Source organism: Streptomyces endophytica (assembly GCF_026153355.1).
In the GTDB taxonomy this organism is placed as follows: Bacteria; Actinomycetota; Actinomycetes; order Streptomycetales; family Streptomycetaceae; genus Streptomyces; species Streptomyces endophytica.
Genome location: NZ_CP110636.1, coordinates 1,162,819 through 1,180,796, shown reverse-complemented (window position 1 = coordinate 1,180,796; position 17,978 = coordinate 1,162,819). Strand labels below are relative to the sequence as shown.

The window sequence follows — 17,978 nt, the reverse complement described above, 5'->3', positions numbered from 1 at the left end:
AAGGGATCCTCGGGAGCGCGCGCTCCGGCGCGGCCGGGAATCGGGGTCACAGGGACACCGGGGACGGGTCCCAGGCGGTCAGCGGCAGGAAGCCGCGGTGGCCGCACTCGCCGAAGACCGTGATCGGCGCGCCGCCCGATAGGGCGGCCAGCTGCCAGACGCCCGTACCGCCCAGGCAGCGCGGGTCCAGCGGCAGCGCCGACTCCCCGTCCGCGTCGGCCAGTTGCCAGCCCCGGCCGTCGCGGCCCGGTATCGGGGTGACATCGGCGAGCACCACCGGCCAGGCGTCCAGCCAGGGGTCGTCGCGCAGCGCATCGCCGTACGCGGCCAGGGCGGCGTCGATACCGCAGCCCGGCGGGACCGGGCCCGGGTGGCCGGGGCGTACCGCTCGCCCAGGGTGGCGCGCAGCGGACGGGCACCGGGGTAGTAGGCGAGGTCCGCATCGATGACCAGACCGGGCGGCAGCGCCGGCTCCAGCGGGCGGTTGGTGCCGGCGAAGGACAGGTGCAGCGCCATCCGGCCGGTGCGCTCGCCGCGCAGGAAGATCCGGCGGGTGGTCAGCCTGCCGTCGTCGCCGTCCTGCTGGGCCAGCACCAGCCAGCGGTCCCGGACCGGCACCGCATCGGGGCCGGTCAGCAGGGTCGCGGCGTCCGTGGTCAGCCCGACCCGGGCGCGGACCGTGGCCGCCAGCGGGGCCGGCAGCCGGTCGATACCGAGGAAGCCCTGATCGAGGAGGTGCAGCAAGGCGCACTCCTCCAGCAGGCGGGCCGGCCAGTCGGCACCGGACGCCACCACCGAGCTCAACTCCCGCACCCGGGAGGCGAGGCCGGGCGCCTGGGCGTCGACCATCCGCGCGGCCGTCTCGTCCCACGAGCGTCCCCGCCGCCGTCGCCCGGTGCGCCGCCACCCTCCCGGCCGGCCGTGGCCAGGCCGGACTGCAGCAGATCCGCCAGCCGCTGTTCCAGCTCCGTGGCGCCCGCGCCGATCCGCTGCATCCGGCGCTCCGACCGGCGCCGGGCGGCCTCCGGATCGGCCGGCGCGCGCGAGGCGGAGGCGCCGGACGGACCGGCCGCCGACCGCTCCGCGCGCTCCCGGCGCGCGGCCAGCCATTCGCCGGCCCACTGCGGCGGCTCGCCGGCCGCCACCGCGCCCTCGTCCCCCGCCCAGAGCAGCAGCAGCCCCAATGCGTGCTTGCACGGGAACTTGAAGCTCGGGCAACTGCACCTGAAGGCCGGCCCCTTGAAGTCCACGACCGCCTGATACGGCTTCTTCCCGCTGCCCTTGCACAGCCCCCACACCGCGCTGCCGTCCGTGCCGGTCTCCGACCACGGGCCGGGCGCCGCGAGCTTGCCGCCCGCCCTGCGTGATGCCTCGTCAGGCGCCAGTGCCAGCACCTGATCCGTCGTCCAGCGTTCCCCCTGCGGATTCATGTCCCCGACGCTACGACGGCCCACTGACAACGCCCCTCGCGCGCGGTGAACTTGCAGGTCAGAGCGGGTTTTCGGGGCGTTGTCAGTGGCGTGGTGCAGGCTGGATCCAGCAAGCGGCCGAAGGGATTTTTCCCGGGCGTCGGCCGCGGATATGTGCGACGAGGGGGACCCATGTCCGAGCTCATCAACGACACGACGGACGGCACGCAGACGACGGCGGAGGGGGCCGCGGAGGGCCAGGCGCTGCGCCCGCACGCCGAGGACAGTTTCGCCGGCGAACTCAAGGCCCTCGCCGCGGCCGACGACCGGCCGCGGCCGGCGCGCTGGCGGCTCTCGCCGTGGGCGGTCGCCACGTACCTGCTCGGCGGCACGCTCGCCGACGGCACGGTCATCACACCCAAATACGTCGGCCCGCGCCGGATCGTCGAGGTCGCCGTGACGACCCTCGCGACCGACCGCGCACTGCTCCTGCTCGGTGTGCCCGGCACCGCCAAGACCTGGGTGTCGGAGCATCTGGCCGCGGCGGTCAGCGGTGACTCCACCCTGCTGGTGCAGGGCACCGCCGGCACCCCGGAAGAGGCGATCCGCTACGGCTGGAACTACGCCCAGTTGCTCGCCCACGGCCCCAGCCGGGAGGCGCTGGTGCCCAGCCCGGTGATGCGCGCGATGGCGCAGGGCATGACGGCGCGGGTGGAGGAGCTCACCCGGATCCCCGCCGACGTCCAGGACACGCTCATCACGGTCCTGTCGGAGAAGACCCTGCCCATCCCCGAGCTGGGCCAGGAGGTGCAGGCCGTCCGCGGCTTCAACCTGATCGCCACGGCCAACGACCGCGACCGCGGGGTCAACGAACTCTCCAGCGCGCTGCGGCGTCGCTTCAACACCGTCGTCCTGCCGCTGCCCGCGACGCCGGAGGACGAGGTGGACATCGTCTCGCGGCGGGTCGGCCAGATAGGGCGCTCGCTGGAGCTGCCGCCGGCGCCGGAGGGCCTGGAGGAGATCCGCCGGGTCGTCACGGTCTTCCGAGAGCTGCGCGACGGCCTCACCACCGACGGCCGGACCAAGCTCAAGTCCCCGTCCGGCACGCTCTCCACGGCCGAGGCCATCTCGGTGGTGACCAACGGCCTGGCGCTCGCCACCCACTTCGGCGACGGCGTGCTGCGTGCCGGCGACGTGGCCGCGGGCATCCTGGGCGCGGTGGTCCGCGATCCGGCCGCCGACCGGGTCGTCTGGCAGGAGTACCTCGAAACGGTCGTGCGCGAGCGCGACGGCTGGAAGGACTTCTACCGCGCCTGCCGTGAGGTGAGCGCATGAGCACGCACGACACGGGAGCCCCGCCGGGCGGCGGCCCGTTCCTGCTGGGGGTACGGCACCACGGTCCCGGATCGGCGCGTGCGGTGCGGGCCGCCCTGGAGCAGTGCGAGCCCGCCGCGGTGCTGATCGAGGGCCCGCCGGAGGCCGACGACCTGGTGCCGCTGGCCGCGCAGGACGGCATGCGGCCACCGGTCGCCCTGCTCGCCCATGTGCAGGACGACCCCGGCCGTGCGGCGTTCTGGCCGCTGGCCGAGTTCTCCCCGGAGTGGGTCGCGATGCGCTGGGCACTGGAACACGGCGTCCCGGTCCGGTTCATCGACCTGCCCGCGGCGCACACCCTCGCCATGACGGACGAGGCGGACGGGACGAGTGACCAGGGCGAACGGGACGGAGCTGGCGAACGGCTCGGCGAAGGCGAGCGGGGCGGAGGAGACGCACGGATCGGCAGAGGCGAGCGGGACGGAGGAGACGCACGGCTCGGCGGAGGCGAGCGGGGCGGAGAGCGCGGCCGAGTGGGGGAGGAGGTCGCCGGGCGAATCCGGGGACAGGAGCAGACCCACCCGGGAGAGACGGACCGCGACGAGGACGGCGTGCGGGTCGATCCGATCCGGGTGCTCGCCGAGGCCGCCGGGTACGACGACCCCGAGCGCTGGTGGGAGGACGTCGTCGAGCACCGCGCCGGGACCGGTGCCGCCCGCTCGGGAGGCCCCGACGTGGACGCGCTGGCGCCGTTCGCGGCGCTGGCCGAGGCGATGGGCGCGCTGCGCGAGACGTACGGCGACGGCGGCCATGACCGCGACCCGGTCCGCGAGGCCCATATGCGGCTCCAACTGCGTGCCGCCCGGCGGGAGTTCGGTGATGCCGTCGCCGTGGTGTGCGGGGCCTGGCACGTCCCGGCGCTGCGCCGCCGCACCACCGTGACCGCCGACCGCCGGCTGCTCAAGGGCCTGCCCAAGGTGAAGGCCGCGGTGACCTGGGTGCCCTGGACGCACCGGCGGCTGGCCCGGCGCAGCGGCTACGGCGCCGGCATCGCCTCGCCCGGCTGGTACGGCCACCTCTTCAGCGCCCCCGACCGCCCCGTCGAACGCTGGCTGACCAAGGTCGCCGGGCTGCTCCGCGAGGAGGACTACGCGGTCTCGTCCGCGCACGTCATCGAGGCGGTGCGGCTCGCGGAGGGGCTGGCCGCGGTGCGCGGCCGGCCGCTGGCCGGGCTGACCGAACTCGACGACGCGGTCCGGGCCGTGATGGGCGACGGCTCCGACGCGCCCTCCGCGCTGATCCACGACCGGCTGGTGGTCGGCGAGGTGCTGGGCGAGGTCCCGGAGGACGCCCCGGCGGTCCCCCTCCAGCGGGACCTGGCCCGCAGCCAGCGGACCCTGCGGCTCAAACCGGAGGCGCTGGAACGGGAGCTGGAGCTGGACCTGCGCAAGGAGACCGACGGCGGCCGCAGCCGGCTGCTGCACCGGCTGCGGTTGCTCGGCATCCCCTGGGGCGAGCCGGTCCGCTCCCGGGGCAGCACCGGCACCTTCCGGGAGACCTGGCGGCTGCGCTGGGAACCGGAGCTGGCCGTACGGGTCGCCGAGGCCGGCATCTGGGGCACGACCGTGCTCACCGCGGCCACCGCCAAGGCCGCCTCCGAGGCATCCGAGGCGTCCGCCCTCGCCGAGGTGACCGCGCTCGCCGAGCGCTGTCTGCTCGCCGGGCTCCCGGACGCCCTGCCCGTGGTGATGCGGGCGCTGTCGGACCGCGCGGCGCTCGACGCGGACGTGGGCCACCTCGCCCAGGCGCTGCCCGCCCTCGTCCGGTCGGTGCGTTACGGCGATGTGCGCGGCACGGACGCCGGGGCGCTCCGAGAGGTCGCCCTCGGCCTGGCCGAGCGGGTGTTCGTCGGGCTGCCACCGGCCTGCCTCGGCCTGGACGCCGACGGCGCCGCGGAGATGCGCGCCCACCTCGACGCCACGCACCGCGCCGTCGCCCTGCTCGCCCAGCGGCACGCCACGTCCGGGTCGCACTCCACGTCCGGGCCGCACCCCACGTCCGGTTCGCACTCCACGTCCGAGCCGCACGCCACGTCCGGTTCGCACTCCACGTCCGAGCCGCACGCCACGTCCGGTTCGCACCCCACATCCCAGCCGCACGCCACGTCCGGTTCGCACCCCACATCCCAGCCGCACGCCACGTCCGGGCCGAGGTTCGCGCCTGAGCGGAGCCCTGCACCTGAGCGGAGCCCCGCATCTGAGTCGAGCCCCGCATCTGAGTCGAGCTCCGCGCCTGAGCCGAGGTCCGCGCCGGAGCCGCGGCCGAGTTCGGAGCCCCCGAGCGGGGCGGATGCCGGCCTGCGGGCCCGCTGGGCCAAGGTGTTGCGGGCGGTCAGCGGCCGGGAGGCGGTTCCCGGGCTGCTCCGCGGGCGGGCGGCCCGACTCCTGCTGGACGACGGGCAGTTGGGCGTCGACGGGGCCGAACGGCTGATGGGGCTCGCCCTTTCGCCCGGCACCCCGCCCACCGACGCCGCCGGCTGGATCGAAGGGTTCCTGGGCAGCGGGTCCGGCGGGGACGGCGGCATGCTGCTGGTCCACGACGAACGGCTGCTCGCCCTGATCGACCGCTGGCTGACCGGCGTCCCGGACACCGCGTTCACGGACGTCCTCCCGCTGCTGCGCCGGACGTTCGCGGAGTACGAGTCCGGGGTGCGGCGCACTCTCGGCGAACTGATCCGCCGCGGCCCCACGGCAGCTACCACCGGCCCCGCCGGGCCCGCCGCCGACACCGCGACCGCGGCCGCACCCGGCTTCGGTCCCGGCCTGGACCGCGACCGCGCCGCGGCCGTACTCCCCACCCTCCGCCTGCTGCTCGGCATCGGGCAACACGGCTTCGACGAGGAGCGGCCCGACACGCGCAACGCCGTCAACGACCCGACAGGAGCGATGAGTTGACCAGCCGGCTTCCCGGCCCCCAGGCCGGAACGACAGCAGCCCCCGCCCCTGCCCCCACCCCCGGAGCCGAACGGCTCCGCCGCTGGCGGCTGGTGCTCGGGGGCGGCGGGGCGGACGGTACGGGACATGAGCTGCGCGGGCGGGATGCCGCGATGGACGGGGCGCTGGCCTCGCTCTACGGCCGTGCGAAGGAATCCGGCGGCCGGGCCGCGGACGGCAGCCGGCGCACGGCCGGCCTCGGCGCCTCGGCGCCCGGCGTGGCCCGCTGGCTCGGCGACATCCGGACGTACTTCCCGTCCTCCGTGGTGCAGGTGATGCAGCGGGACGCCATCGACCGGCTGGGGCTCTCCGCGCTCCTCCTGGAGCCGGAGATGCTGGAGGCGGTCGAGGCGGACGTCCATCTGGTGGGCACCCTGCTCTCGCTCAACAAGGTCATGCCGGAGACGACCAGGGAGACCGCACGGGCCGTGGTCCGCAAGGTCGTCGAGCAGCTGGAGCGGAAGCTCGCGACCCGCACCCGCGCCACGCTCACCGGCGCGCTGGACCGCTCCGCCCGGATCGCCCGCCCGCGCCACCGCGACATCGACTGGGACCGCACGATCCGCGCCAACCTCAAGAACTACCTCCCCGAGTACCGCACGGTCGTCCCCGAGCGGCTGATCGGCTACGGCCGGGCCGCGCAGTCCGTGAAGAAGGACGTGGTGCTCTGCATCGACCAATCCGGCTCGATGGCCGCCTCGGTCGTCTACGCCTCGGTGTTCGGGGCGGTGCTGGCCTCGATGCGGACGCTGGACACCCGGCTGGTCGTCTTCGACACCGCGGTGGTCGACCTGACGGACCAGCTGGACGACCCGGTCGACGTCCTCTTCGGCACCCAGCTCGGCGGCGGTACGGACATCAACCGCGCGCTCGCCTACTGTCAGTCCCGCATCACCCGCCCCGCCGAGACCGTCGTCGTGCTCATCAGCGACCTCTACGAGGGCGGCATCCGGGACGAGATGCTGAAGCGGGTCGCCGCGATGAAGGCGTCCGGGGTGCAGTTCGTGACGCTGCTCGCACTGTCCGACGAGGGCGCGCCGGCCTACGACCGGGAGCACGCCGCGGCCCTCGCGGCCCTGGGCGCCCCGGCGTTCGCCTGTACGCCTGATCGGTTCCCGGACGTGATGGCGGCCGCACTGGAAAAACGCCCGCTTCCCATACCGGACATGACGGAGCATCGGTGACAGGCGCGCCGGCAGGAGTTGCAGGGCACCTGGCCATTCGTGCAAGGATCAGGACATCGCTCGATCGCCCGCGATGTGTGTGACGCCGAGGCATTGTGCCCGGGTGTCCCCGTCTGTCGGCACCCGTATGGGAAGGCCCCTCCTTGTCTGCTGCGTTCGCTCCGCCCGGACCTGTGCGCCTGTCGCGCACGGTGGCCGTGCGGCGCGCGCTGCTGGCGGGGCTCTTCCTGGTGGGCTTCGCCGTTCTCGGCTTCGCCCTCGGTCCCGGCGCCCATGCCGAGGACCGGGTGGGCTCGCCGGCGCCGTCCGGGGCCACGTCCCCGGCGCAGGCCCCGGCCGCCGGTGACCGCACCACCGCGCACCGCACCACCGCGGACCGGACTACCGCGGACCGCACCACCGCGGACCGGACTACCGCGCGCCGCACTACCGCGGACCGCACCACCGCGCGCCGCACCACCGCGGACCGCACCACCGCGGACCGGACTACCGCGGACCGGACTACCGCGGACCGCACCACCGCGGACCGGACCGCCACGGACCGGAGCGCGGGCGACACGGACCGGACCGCCGCGGACCGGACCGCCGCAGACCGGACCAGCACGGACCGGTCGACCGCGGACCGGGCCACCCGTACCGGGCCGCCACCCGGTACGGGTCGGCCGAGCGCGCGCACCACGCATCCTGGGCGCACCGCTCGGCCGGCTCCGGCACCGCCGTCGAGCAGGAGGGCGCCGCGGCCGGCGCCCGGATCACCGAGCACGCGGACACCACCACCGCCGAACTCACCGACGCCGTACGGCCCGCCGCCGAGCAGGCCGGGCTCCTCGCCGGCACGGTCACCCGCCCGGTGACCGGCGCCGTGGGGGAGATCGGTGACGCGTTCGGCGGTGCGCTGCCCGTGCAGTTGCCGTCCGTCGAGCGCCCGGGCCGATCCGGCCACGGCGGCGGCTCGCCGCACGACGGTGGCGTGAGCGGCGGCGACCGCCCGGCCGGTGCGCGCACCGCCGCTCCGGCCGGCGGCTGCGCCGTCGTCCCGCCGGCGCACTGCGTCCAGGGGGAGGCCCCGCAGGGCGCCCCGCAGCTGCCGTCCGCCGTGTCCGGTCAGCGCGACGCGGACCGGCCCGGTCTGCCGGAGCAGCAGCTCCCGCAGGTCCCGACGGTGCCCGCGCCGCACTCCGCCGGCGACCAGCACGGTCCCCGTGGCGGGGACCAGCACGCCGCCGCACCGGCGGACGCACCGCGCTTCCGGCTGCTGCCCGGTGGCGCCCGTACGGCCGACGGCGCCCCGACGCGTCGCCGGGCCGAAGAAATCCTCGAATTCCCGGGCTAGGGCAGACCGCTCCGCGTCTCCGACTGGACCTGCCGCGCGGGGGCGGGACAGGTCTGCCCTTCACACCCTGCTGAATTCAAAGGACTTCACTTCCATGCGTACGAACATCCGTCGCGCCGTCGTCGTCGCCGCTGCCGCGACCGGCCTGTGGGCCCTGGGCTCGGTCGCCGCCAACGCGGCCGAACTGCCCGTCGGCACCCCGGAACTGCCCGCCACCGGCACGGTGACCGGTGCCACCCAGCAGCTGCCCACCGGCGCGCTGACCGGTACGGCGACCAAGGCCGCGGGCACCGCCACCGGCACCGCCACCAGCACCGCGCAGAAGACCGTGGGCGACGTGGCGGGCAAGGCCACCGGCGTCCTCGGCGGCGGTGCCTCCACCCAGGGCCTGCCCACCGGCACGCTGACCGGCACCGCCGACGCGAAGCACGCCACGAAGGCCAAGGCGGCCACGAAGGCCACGAAGGCCACGAAGGTCACGGCGACCAAGACGGCCACGAAGGCCAAGCAGACGAAGAAGGCCCTGAAGGCCGTCAAGAAGACCGCCGGCGTCGCGGACCTCGGTGCGGCCGGCCGCCTCGCGGACGGCGCGCTGCCCGGCGTCCCGTCGCTGCCCGGCACCCCGGGCGTGCCCGCCGCGGAGCTGCCCGGCGGTCTGCCCACGCTGCCCTCGACCCCGGCGCTGCCCAAGGCACCCGGTTCCGCCGACAACCTGCTGGCCGGCCTGGCCGGTGCCGGCACCCGCCCCGAGCAGCTGACGAAGCAGGCCCAGGCCGCGCTCGCCACCGCCCGCCCGGTGGTCGACGTCGTCGTGACCGACGGCAAGGCCACCGTCACCCAGGCCGTCACCGGCGTGCGGGGTGCGGCCCCGGCGCAGGCCGTGCCGGCCGTGCCCGGTGACCTGACCGACGCCGCCGGCATCCCGGCGCTGCCGGTCCTGCCGGCCCTCCCGGTCCAGGGCGTCTGAGGCCAGTAGGCCGATCTCACCGGTTCCGGCCGCGGCGGCGGCCGGGCACCGGAACCCCCGAACAGCCGGGCGGTCCTCTGTGGGGGAGGGCCGCCCGGCCTCGGTGTGTTCGGGGCCGGGAAGTTTTGGCACACACGCCGGGACCGGCGGGTGAGCACACCGTGAAATCGAGAAAAACGAGAAAAGGGGGAGGAGAGGCGCGAGTGCGACGAAGTCGCGGCCAGCCGGACACCGGTCTCGCCTCGCGCCCGCGCGAGTGATCAACTCACGTACCCGCGGGGAGAGTTGAGAGGACGGGGCAGTTCCGCCCCGGTGCGGATCAATCCCTCGGCCGACCTGCCGAAAACCGGACGGAGACCGAGCGTGGCCAAAGGATCTGTGACCGTAATCACCGCTGGAGTGTGATCTGCGATTTAGGGCCTCAGGTCCTGCGGCGATAACCTGCGAGACGGACATGCCGCGTATCCGGACACCGTGTATACGCCTCCCCTGTGACAGCGCCGTCACGTTGCCCTTCGCGGCACGCCCATCGCAGACAACCTTCCGCGATCACTACGGCGATTCTGAGAAGACAAGGGACGGACGCGCGTGGACCTGTTCGAGTACCAGGCGAGGGACCTCTTCGCCAAGCACGGTGTACCGGTGCTGGCCGGTGAAGTCATCGACACGCCTGAGGCGGCCCGCGAGGCGACCGAGCGGCTGGGCGGCAAGTCCGTCGTCAAGGCGCAGGTGAAGGTCGGCGGCCGCGGCAAGGCCGGTGGCGTCAAGCTGGCCGCGACCCCGGACGAGGCCGTCGCCCGCGCGACGGACATCCTCGGCATGGACATCAAGGGCCACACGGTCCACAAGGTGATGATCGCCGAGACCGCGCCGGAGATCGCTGAGGAGTACTACGTCTCGTACCTCCTCGACCGCACCAACCGCACCTTCCTGGCCATGGCCTCGGTGGCGGGCGGCATGGACATCGAGGAGGTCGCCGCGACGACCCCCGAGAAGCTCGCCAAGGTCCCGGTCGACGCCAACGAGGGCGTCTCCATCGAGAAGGCCCGCGAGATCGTCGCCCAGGCGCAGTTCCCGGCCGAGGTCGCCGAGCAGGTCGCCGAGGTCCTCGTCACCCTGTGGAAGACCTTCGTCGCCGAGGACGCGCTCCTCGTCGAGGTCAACCCGCTCGCCAAGGTCGCCAGCGGTGACGTCCTCGCCCTCGACGGCAAGGTGTCGCTGGACGCCAACGCCGAGTTCCGCCAGCCGGAGCACGACGCGCTGGAGGACAAGGACGCAGCCAACCCGCTCGAGGCTGCGGCCAAGGCCAAGGGTCTGAACTACGTCAAGCTCGACGGCCAGGTCGGCATCATCGGCAACGGCGCGGGTCTCGTCATGAGCACCCTGGACGTCGTCGCCTACGCCGGCGAGAACCACAACAACGTCAAGCCCGCCAACTTCCTCGACATCGGTGGCGGCGCCTCCGCCGAGGTCATGGCGAACGGCCTGGAGATCATCCTCGGCGACCCGGACGTGAAGTCCGTGTTCGTCAACGTCTTCGGTGGCATCACCGCCTGTGACGAGGTCGCCAAGGGCATCGTGCAGGCCCTGGAGCTGCTCAAGTCCAAGGGCGAAGAGGTCTCCAAGCCCCTGGTCGTCCGCCTCGACGGCAACAACGCGGAGCTGGGCCGCCAGATCCTGTCGGAGGCCAACCACCCGCTGGTGCAGCGTGTGGACACCATGGACGGCGCGGCCGACAAGGCCGCCGAGCTGGCCGCTAAGTAAGAGGGACGAGGACACTAACAACCATGGCTATCTTCCTCACCAAGGAAAGCAAGGTCATCGTCCAGGGCATGACCGGTGCCACGGGCATGAAGCACACCAAGCTGATGCTGGGTGACGGCACCAACATCGTCGGCGGTGTCAACCCGCGCAAGGCCGGCACCTCCGTCGACTTCGACGGCACCGAGGTCCCGGTCTTCGGCTCCGTCGCCGAAGCGATGGAGAAGACGGGCGCCAACGTCTCCGTGCTCTTCGTCCCGCCGGCCTTCGCCAAGGCCGCCGTCGTCGAGGCGATCGACGCCGAGATCCCGCTGGCCGTCGTGATCACCGAGGGCATCGCGGTCCACGACTCCGCCGCCTTCTGGGCGTACGCGAAGTCCAAGGGCAACAAGACCCGCATCATCGGCCCGAACTGCCCCGGCCTGATCACCCCCGGCCAGTCCAACGCCGGCATCATCCCGGGCGACATCACCAAGCCCGGCCGCATCGGCCTGGTGTCGAAGTCCGGCACGCTGACCTACCAGATGATGTACGAGCTCCGCGACATCGGCTTCTCGTCGGCCGTCGGCATCGGCGGTGACCCGGTCATCGGCACCACGCACATCGACGCGCTCGCCGCGTTCGAGGCCGACCCGGAGACCGACCTGATCGTGATGATCGGCGAGATCGGCGGCGACGCCGAGGAGCGTGCGGCCGACTTCATCAAGGCCAACGTCACCAAGCCGGTCGTCGGCTACGTCGCGGGCTTCACCGCGCCCGAGGGCAAGACCATGGGCCACGCCGGCGCCATCGTCTCCGGCTCCTCCGGCACCGCCCAGGCGAAGAAGGAGGCCCTGGAGGCCGCCGGCGTCAAGGTCGGCAAGACACCGTCGGAGACCGCGCGGCTGGCCCGCGAGATCCTCGTCGGCTGACCTCGGCCGAGCCCGGCAGACACACTGCCGGTCCTCGCGGCGTCGGCACCGCCGGACCCGTCCTGCGGCGCAGTGCTCGCCGTGCAACCGGACGCGGGCCCGTACCCCTGGTGGGTGCGGGCCCGCGCCCGTTTTTCCGGCGGGGGTCAGCGCACCTCGGGCAGCAGCCGGGCCTGGTCCGGCGGGGTGCGGTGCACGGCCCGGGACGTGCCGGAGCCGGGCTCACGGTTGGCCGGTGCCTTGGCGACGGGCGGCACCGGCAGCGCGGCGTAGTGGTCCGGCGCGGCGACCGCGACGGACAGGGTGACCAGCGCGAACAGCCCGGTCGACCCGAACACGGCCCGGGTCGTCCGGCGGGCGCTGCGCTCGCCTCCGGCCCGTACCTGCGCACCGGTCGGCGGCGGCTCCCCGGTGGCGGCCCCGTCGTCCGCCGGGCCGGTGAGGAGGGCGGCCAGCCGGTCCCGCAGGATCTCGCCCTGCCGCGCCGGTGGCTGCCCGGCGAGGCCCAGTCCGGGCAGCCGGGCGGCGAGCAGGTCCCGGGCGTGGGTGAGCCGGCCGGCCGCGGCCCGGGTGCTGGCCTCGACCTCCGCCGCGGTCGCGTACAGCCCGAGCCCGAGGCCGTCGTGCAGCAGCAGCACCCGCCGGTACGGGGCGGGCAGCGCGGTGATCGCCTCCCGCAGCGCACGGTCCGCGTCGTCCGGGGGCCCCAGCCTGCCGCCCGCCCGTCCTCCCGGCACCAGGCGGTGCCACGGCCGCAGCGCGTGGTCGTACACCGCGGCCCGCACCCAGCCCGCCGGATCCGGGGCCACCGCGACCTCCGGCCACCGCTGCCAGGCCAGGTGGAAGCCGTGTTCCACGGCCCGCCGGGCGAGCCGTGGCTGCCCGGTGAGCAGATGCGCCTGCCGGGTCAGGGCGGCGGCGTGACGGGTGTGCAGCGCGTCGAAGGCGGTGGCGGCGGGGGACCGCCCGGCAGTGGGCGGGGAGGCGTGCGCGGTCATGCACAGCAGTGTGGAAAGCCGCGAACCCCCATCAGCCGCGACACGTGCGACACGACGATCATTTCGCCGGTACGTGGTGGAATTTCGCTTTCTTGACAGCATGGCGGCGTGAGCGAGTACCTCGGCAGCGGCCCCGCATGCTCCCCGTCCGGCCGGACCGCGACCCGGCACTCCTCCGCGCTCGGCGCCGCCTTCCTCGGCGGGGTGACCGCCGCCGGCCTCGGCCTCGGCGCGCTGACGGTCGCGGTGCTGCTGCTGTGGGTCGCCGCCCCCTACCCCGACACCAGCCTGTCCCGGGCGCTGCACCTCGCCGCGGACCTGTGGCTGCTGGCGCACGGCGGGGACCTCGTACGGGACGTGCCGCACTCGGCCGTGCCGGCACCGGCCGCGGTCACCCCGCTGCTGCTCGCCGTCCTGCCGGTGTGGCTGCTGCACCGGGCCGCCCGGCACACCCTGGCCACCGCGGACGACCCCGGTCCGGCGGCCGGCCCGACCGCGCCGCGCACCCTGCTCGGCGCGCTGCTCGCCGGATACCTGCTGGTCGCGGGCGCCGCCCTGGGGTACGCCTCGGCCGGCCGGCTGGCCGCCGACCCGCTCAGCGCGCTGCTGTACGTCCCGGGCACCGCCGTCGCCACGATGGCCGTCACCACCTGGCGGGTCCTGGGGCACGGCGGTGCCGCCCTGTTGCCCGCGGGCGTCCGGCGGGCCGTGGCGAAGGTGCCGCGCCGACTGCGGAGCGCCCTCGGCGGCAACCGGCTCGCCGCCGCCCGCCGGGCCGCCGGCGCGGGCCTCGTGGCGCTGCTGGCGGGCGGCGCCCTGCTCACCCTCGTCGGGCTCGCGGTGCACGGCGGCCGGGTGCGCGACGACCTCCTGACGCTCGCACCGGACTGGGCGAGCCGCGCCACGGTGCTGCTGCTGTGCCTGCTGCTGCTCCCGAACGCGGCGGTCTGGGGCGCCGCCTACGGGCTGGGCCCGGGCTTCACGCTGGGCGCGGGGAGCACGATCGGCCCGCTGGTCGCCTCGGCGCACCCCCCGGTGCCGCGGCTGCCGCTGCTCGGCGGGGTGCCGGAGGTGGGCCCGGGCACGCCGCTGACCTGGGCGGTGGCCGTCCTTCCGGTGGCCGCCGGGATCTGGCTCGCCCGCTCGGTGGCCCGTATGGCGAGCGACTCCGGCTCCGCGGACGGTCCCTGGCCGACGTCCTGGTCCACGTCCTGGCCGGGGCCCTGGCCGTGGCGGCGGACGGCCGGTGTCGCGGCGTACGCGGCCGTGCTGTGCGGCGTCGGCGCGGCGGTGCTGGCAGGTCTGGCCGGCGGGGCGCTGGGGCACGGCGCGCTCGCCGCGTTCGGCCCGAGCGGCTGGCGCACCGGCCTCGCGGCGGCCGCCTGGACCGCCCTCACCGGCGTCCCCGGCGCCCTCGCCGCGCGCTTCTGGCAGCTCCGGCGCGCCCGGGGGACGGCACCGGCGGACGGCGCCAGGGCGACGACCGACGAGGCGGCGCCGACGGACGGAAAGGCAGCAACGGAAACGGAAACGGCAGCCGCAAAAGCAGCCGCAGCCGCCGCAGCGACAGCAACCGCAACAGAAGGAAAAACGGCGGCCGACGACAAGGAGACGGCCGACGGCAAGGCGGCGACCGACGGCACGGCGGCGGCCGCCGCGGCTCCCAAGCGCTGAGCGACCGGGTCGGTCGCCGTGTGCCGCGTTACTGATCCACGCTCAGCAGCGGGCGCAGTTCCTTCGGCAGCAGCTTCTCGCAGGACTTGCCGGAGGACTGCGTCAGAGCGTCGTTCACGCAGGTGAAGTAGTCGCGGTAGACGATCTGGACGGTGAACGTCGCGGCCACCAGCATCAGCGCGAGCGAGGCGGTGACCAGGCCCCCGACGGCCGCGGTGACCTGCGGCCGGGTGCTGCCCGGCGCGCCGGGGCGCGGGCCCTGGGCGGGCGGCTGGTGCGGGGCGGGGCGGCCCTCCATGGCGGCGGTGGTCGCCGAGGCGGTGGCCTTCGCCGGGTCCGGCTTGGCGCGCAGCGCGCTGATGCCCCAGTAGATCGCCAGCGCGCCGAGCAGCAGGGCGACCTCGGAGAGGCTGAAGAGCACGAAGAAGAACGCCCACATGCCGGCCAGCAGGGCGTACCGGGCCCGGCGCTGGGCCGGGTCGGTGGGGTCCCAGCGGAGGTTGCCGGGGCCGCCGGGGCCGCCGCCGGGCTGGCCGTTGCGGCCCGGGCGGGTGCCGAAGCCGCCGTTCTGCCGGCCCGGCTGCCGGGGGCTCCACTGGCTGCCCCAGCTCGGCGCCGGCTCGTCCGGTCCCGGCTGCGGCCGGTCGCCGCCGTCCTGCCCCTGCCCCTCTCCCTGATCCTGGCCCTGCCCCTGCCCGTTGGCGTACGGGGCCGGGTGCCGGGGCCGCCATTCCTGGTCGGGGGCACCGGCCGGCGGCGGCGCGAAGGGGTTGTCGCGGTCGGGGTCCGGCGAGGACGGACCGGAGGACGACGCCATGCGGCCGCGCGGCAGCACCACCATCCCGGGGGTGGTGGTGGGCCGGGGGTACCTCCCGGCGGTGGCCGGGGGAGGGAGCAGGAGGGCCGCGCGGCGGCGTCGGTCCGTCATCTGGAGTGTGTCTTCCCCTTGTCTCGTCCGTACGCGGGCCTTCGCGACCGGCGGCCGGATACCACGAACTGCGTGCGGTCTCACGCCCGACGCTACCTCCCGTCCTCGCCCCCGTCCCGCGGGGGCCGCTCGGTGTGCCGGTATCGTTGCTGACGGTCGGCGCCTTCGTAGGGTTCCCCGGATTTGCGGTACCCGCGGCCTTGTGCGACCACACAAAGCATGTGAGCTCACCGCACGCGAGATCGAGAAAGAGCCCCGCCGTGGCTTCGTCCCCGCCCCCCGCCCCGTCCGCCCGACCCGCCGGGCCCACCCGTCCGGCGCGGATCGTCGTGCTCGTCTCCGGTTCCGGCACGAACCTTCAGGCCCTGCTGGACGCCATCGCCGCCCGCGGAGCCGAGGAGTACGGCGCCGAGATCGTGGCGGTGGGCGCGGACCGCGGTGCCATCGCGGGCCTGGAGCGGGCCGAGAAGGCGGGCCTGCCGACCTTCGTCTGCCGGGTCAAGGACCACGGCAGCCGCGCGGAGTGGGATGCCGCGCTGACCGCGGCGACCGCCGCGTACGAGCCGGACCTGGTGGTGTCGGCCGGCTTCATGAAGATCCTGGGCAAGGAGTTCCTGGCCCGTTTCGGCGGCCGGACCGTCAACACCCATCCGGCGCTGCTGCCGAGTTTTCCCGGTGCCCACGGCGTGCGCGACGCGCTCGCGTACGGCGCGAAGGTCACCGGATGCACCGTCCACTTCGTCGACGACGGCGTCGACACCGGCCCGATCATCGCGCAGAGCGTGGTCGAGATCCGGGACGAGGACGATGAAGCCGCGCTGCATGAGCGCATCAAGGAAGTCGAGCGATCGCTGCTCGTCGAGGTCGTGGGGCACCTGGCCCGGCACGGCTACCGCATTGAGGGACGAAAGGTACGTATCTCGTGACCGCCGAAGGTACGAAGCGGCCCATCCGCCGCGCGCTGGTCAGCGTCTACGACAAGTCCGGGCTGGAGGAGCTGGCGCAGGGCCTGCACGCGGCGGGCGTCGAGCTCGTCTCCACCGGGTCGACGGCCGGGAAGATCGCCGCCGCCGGGGTGCCGGTCACCAAGGTCGAGGAGCTGACGGGCTTCCCCGAGTGCCTCGACGGCCGGGTCAAGACCCTGCACCCGAAGGTGCACGCCGGCATCCTGGCCGACCTGCGCCTGGACGCCCACCGGCAGCAGCTGGCGGAGCTGGGCGTGGAGCCGTTCGATCTGGTCATCGTGAACCTCTACCCGTTCCGGGAGACCGTCGCCTCCGGCGCCACCCCCGACGAGTGCGTCGAGCAGATCGACATCGGCGGCCCCTCGATGGTCCGCGCCGCCGCCAAGAACCACCCCTCGGTCGCGGTCGTCACCAGCCCGGCCCGGTACGCCGACGTGCTCGCCGCGGTCCGTGACGGCGGCTTCGACCTGACCGCCCGCAAGCGGCTGGCCGCGGAGGCGTTCCAGCACACCGCCGCCTACGACGTGGCGGTCGCCTCCTGGTTCGCCGACGACTACGCGGCCGCCGACGACAGCGGCTTCCCGGACTTCCTCGGTGCGACCTACGCGCGCAAGAACGTGCTGCGCTACGGCGAGAACCCGCACCAGGGCGCCGCGCTGTACGTGACCGGCGAGGGCGGGCTGGCCGAGGCCGAGCAGCTGCACGGCAAGGAGATGTCGTACAACAACTACACGGACACCGACGCCGCGCGCCGGGCCGCGTACGACCACGCCGAGCCGTGTGTGGCCATCATCAAGCACGCCAACCCGTGCGGCATCGCGGTCGGCGCGGACGTCGCCGAGGCGCACCGCAAGGCGCACGCCTGCGACCCGGTCTCCGCGTACGGCGGCGTGATCGCCGTGAACCGCCCGGTGACGGTGGCGCTGGCCGAGCAGGTCGCCGAGATCTTCACCGAGGTCATCGTGGCGCCCGGTTACGAGGACGGCGCGGTCGAGATCCTCGCCCGGAAGAAGAACATCCGGGTGCTCCGCGCCGAGGGCGCCCCGGCCGCCCCGGTCGAGGTCAAGCAGATCGACGGCGGTGCGCTGCTTCAGGTCACCGACCGCCTCCAGGCCGACGGCGACGACCCGGCCAACTGGACGCTGGCGGCCGGCGAGGCGCTGGCGCCGGAGCAGCTGGCCGAGCTGGCGTTCGCCTGGAAGGCCTGCCGCGCGGTGAAGTCCAACGCGATCCTGCTCGCCAAGGACGGCGCCTCGGTGGGCGTCGGCATGGGCCAGGTCAACCGCGTCGACTCCTGCAAGCTGGCCGTCGAGCGGGCCGGCGAGGAGCGCGCCCGGGGCTCGTACGCGGCCTCCGACGCCTTCTTCCCGTTCCCGGACGGCCCGGAGATCCTCATCGCGGCCGGTGTCCGGGCGATCGTCCAGCCGGGCGGTTCGATCCGCGACGAGCTGGTCGTCGAGGCCGCCAAGAAGGCCGGCGTGACGATGTACTTCACCGGCGCCCGGCACTTCTTCCACTGAGCGCCGAAACGGCCGGAGGGC

Annotated in this window: 13 protein-coding genes and 1 pseudogene; 11 read left to right on the top strand and 3 right to left on the bottom strand. The window is 74.7% G+C overall.

What is annotated here, in order from left to right; all coding sequences use genetic code 11:
• Positions 1–46 precede the first annotated feature (46 nt).
• Positions 47–1,430 (bottom strand): annotated as a pseudogene (locus OJ254_RS05350) (SWIM zinc finger family protein).
• Positions 1,431–1,601: 171 nt separating this feature from the next.
• Here OJ254_RS05350 and OJ254_RS05345 point away from each other — a divergent pair.
• From OJ254_RS05345 to sucD, 8 genes are all read left to right on the top strand, one after another.
• On the top strand, positions 1,602–2,744 hold the full coding sequence (locus tag OJ254_RS05345; RefSeq protein WP_265361456.1) for an ATP-binding protein: 1,143 nt from the start codon (positions 1,602–1,604) through the stop codon (positions 2,742–2,744).
• On the top strand, positions 2,741–5,677 hold the full coding sequence (locus tag OJ254_RS05340; protein WP_265361455.1) for a DUF5682 family protein: 2,937 nt from the start codon (positions 2,741–2,743) through the stop codon (positions 5,675–5,677). The genes OJ254_RS05345 and OJ254_RS05340 overlap by 4 nt, the downstream gene beginning before the upstream one ends.
• Before the next feature lie 89 nt (positions 5,678–5,766).
• Positions 5,767–6,900 carry a VWA domain-containing protein gene (locus tag OJ254_RS05335; protein WP_265365056.1) on the top strand — a complete coding sequence of 378 codons (1,134 nt, stop codon included), beginning with the start codon at positions 5,767–5,769 and terminating at the stop codon, positions 6,898–6,900.
• A 197-nt stretch (positions 6,901–7,097) separates the two neighbouring features.
• Entirely contained in the window at positions 7,098–7,754 is a 657-nt protein-coding gene (locus tag OJ254_RS05330; protein ID WP_265361454.1) for a hypothetical protein, read from the top strand.
• Positions 7,751–8,233: a hypothetical protein gene (locus OJ254_RS05325; RefSeq protein ID WP_265361453.1), complete on the top strand. Its 483-nt coding sequence runs from the start codon at positions 7,751–7,753 to the stop codon at positions 8,231–8,233. The genes OJ254_RS05330 and OJ254_RS05325 overlap by 4 nt, the downstream gene beginning before the upstream one ends.
• A gap of 94 nt (positions 8,234–8,327) precedes the next feature.
• Positions 8,328–9,200, top strand: a complete 873-nt coding sequence (locus OJ254_RS05320) for a hypothetical protein (protein WP_265361452.1) — start codon at positions 8,328–8,330, stop codon at positions 9,198–9,200.
• Between the two features lie 588 nt (positions 9,201–9,788).
• Complete coding sequence (gene sucC / locus OJ254_RS05315; protein WP_265361451.1) at positions 9,789–10,964, top strand: ADP-forming succinate--CoA ligase subunit beta; 1,176 nt, start codon at positions 9,789–9,791, stop codon at positions 10,962–10,964.
• Positions 10,965–10,987: 23 nt separating this feature from the next.
• The gene (gene sucD / locus OJ254_RS05310) at positions 10,988–11,872 is read left to right on the top strand and encodes a succinate--CoA ligase subunit alpha (protein WP_261956109.1); all 885 of its coding nucleotides are present in this window, start codon (positions 10,988–10,990) and stop codon (positions 11,870–11,872) included.
• A 146-nt stretch (positions 11,873–12,018) separates the two neighbouring features.
• On the opposite strand, the gene OJ254_RS05305 is transcribed toward sucD, so the two are convergent.
• On the bottom strand, positions 12,019–12,870 hold the full coding sequence (locus OJ254_RS05305) for a SigE family RNA polymerase sigma factor (protein ID WP_265361450.1): 852 nt from the start codon (positions 12,868–12,870) through the stop codon (positions 12,019–12,021).
• A 108-nt stretch (positions 12,871–12,978) separates the two neighbouring features.
• Here OJ254_RS05305 and OJ254_RS05300 point away from each other — a divergent pair, with 108 nt between their 5' ends.
• Complete coding sequence (locus OJ254_RS05300; protein WP_265361449.1) at positions 12,979–14,544, top strand: cell division protein PerM; 1,566 nt, start codon at positions 12,979–12,981, stop codon at positions 14,542–14,544.
• A 28-nt stretch (positions 14,545–14,572) separates the two neighbouring features.
• Here OJ254_RS05300 and OJ254_RS05295 read toward each other — a convergent pair whose 3' ends face one another.
• Complete coding sequence (locus OJ254_RS05295) at positions 14,573–15,472, bottom strand: hypothetical protein (RefSeq protein ID WP_265361448.1); 900 nt, start codon at positions 15,470–15,472, stop codon at positions 14,573–14,575.
• A gap of 260 nt (positions 15,473–15,732) precedes the next feature.
• Here OJ254_RS05295 and purN point away from each other — a divergent pair, with 260 nt between their 5' ends.
• Positions 15,733–16,398 carry a phosphoribosylglycinamide formyltransferase gene (gene purN, locus OJ254_RS05290; RefSeq protein ID WP_265361447.1) on the top strand — a complete coding sequence of 222 codons (666 nt, stop codon included), beginning with the start codon at positions 15,733–15,735 and terminating at the stop codon, positions 16,396–16,398.
• Entirely contained in the window at positions 16,395–17,957 is a 1,563-nt protein-coding gene (gene purH, locus OJ254_RS05285) for a bifunctional phosphoribosylaminoimidazolecarboxamide formyltransferase/IMP cyclohydrolase (RefSeq protein ID WP_265361446.1), read from the top strand. Before purN ends, purH begins: the two co-directional genes overlap by 4 nt.
• Positions 17,958–17,978 lie beyond the last annotated feature (21 nt).

Bases quoted from the DNA above. Each gene is read 5' to 3' on its own strand.
- OJ254_RS05305 (WP_265361450.1), bottom strand. From the start codon at position 12,870: ATGACCGCGCACGCCTCCCCGCCCACTGCCGGGCGGTCCCCCGCCGCC.
- sucD (WP_261956109.1), top strand. From the start codon at position 10,988: ATGGCTATCTTCCTCACCAAGGAAAGCAAGGTCATCGTCCAGGGCATG.
- OJ254_RS05295 (WP_265361448.1), bottom strand. From the start codon at position 15,472: ATGACGGACCGACGCCGCCGCGCGGCCCTCCTGCTCCCTCCCCCGGCC.
- OJ254_RS05340 (WP_265361455.1), top strand. From the start codon at position 2,741: ATGAGCACGCACGACACGGGAGCCCCGCCGGGCGGCGGCCCGTTCCTG.
- OJ254_RS05320 (WP_265361452.1), top strand. From the start codon at position 8,328: ATGCGTACGAACATCCGTCGCGCCGTCGTCGTCGCCGCTGCCGCGACC.
- OJ254_RS05345 (WP_265361456.1), top strand. From the start codon at position 1,602: ATGTCCGAGCTCATCAACGACACGACGGACGGCACGCAGACGACGGCG.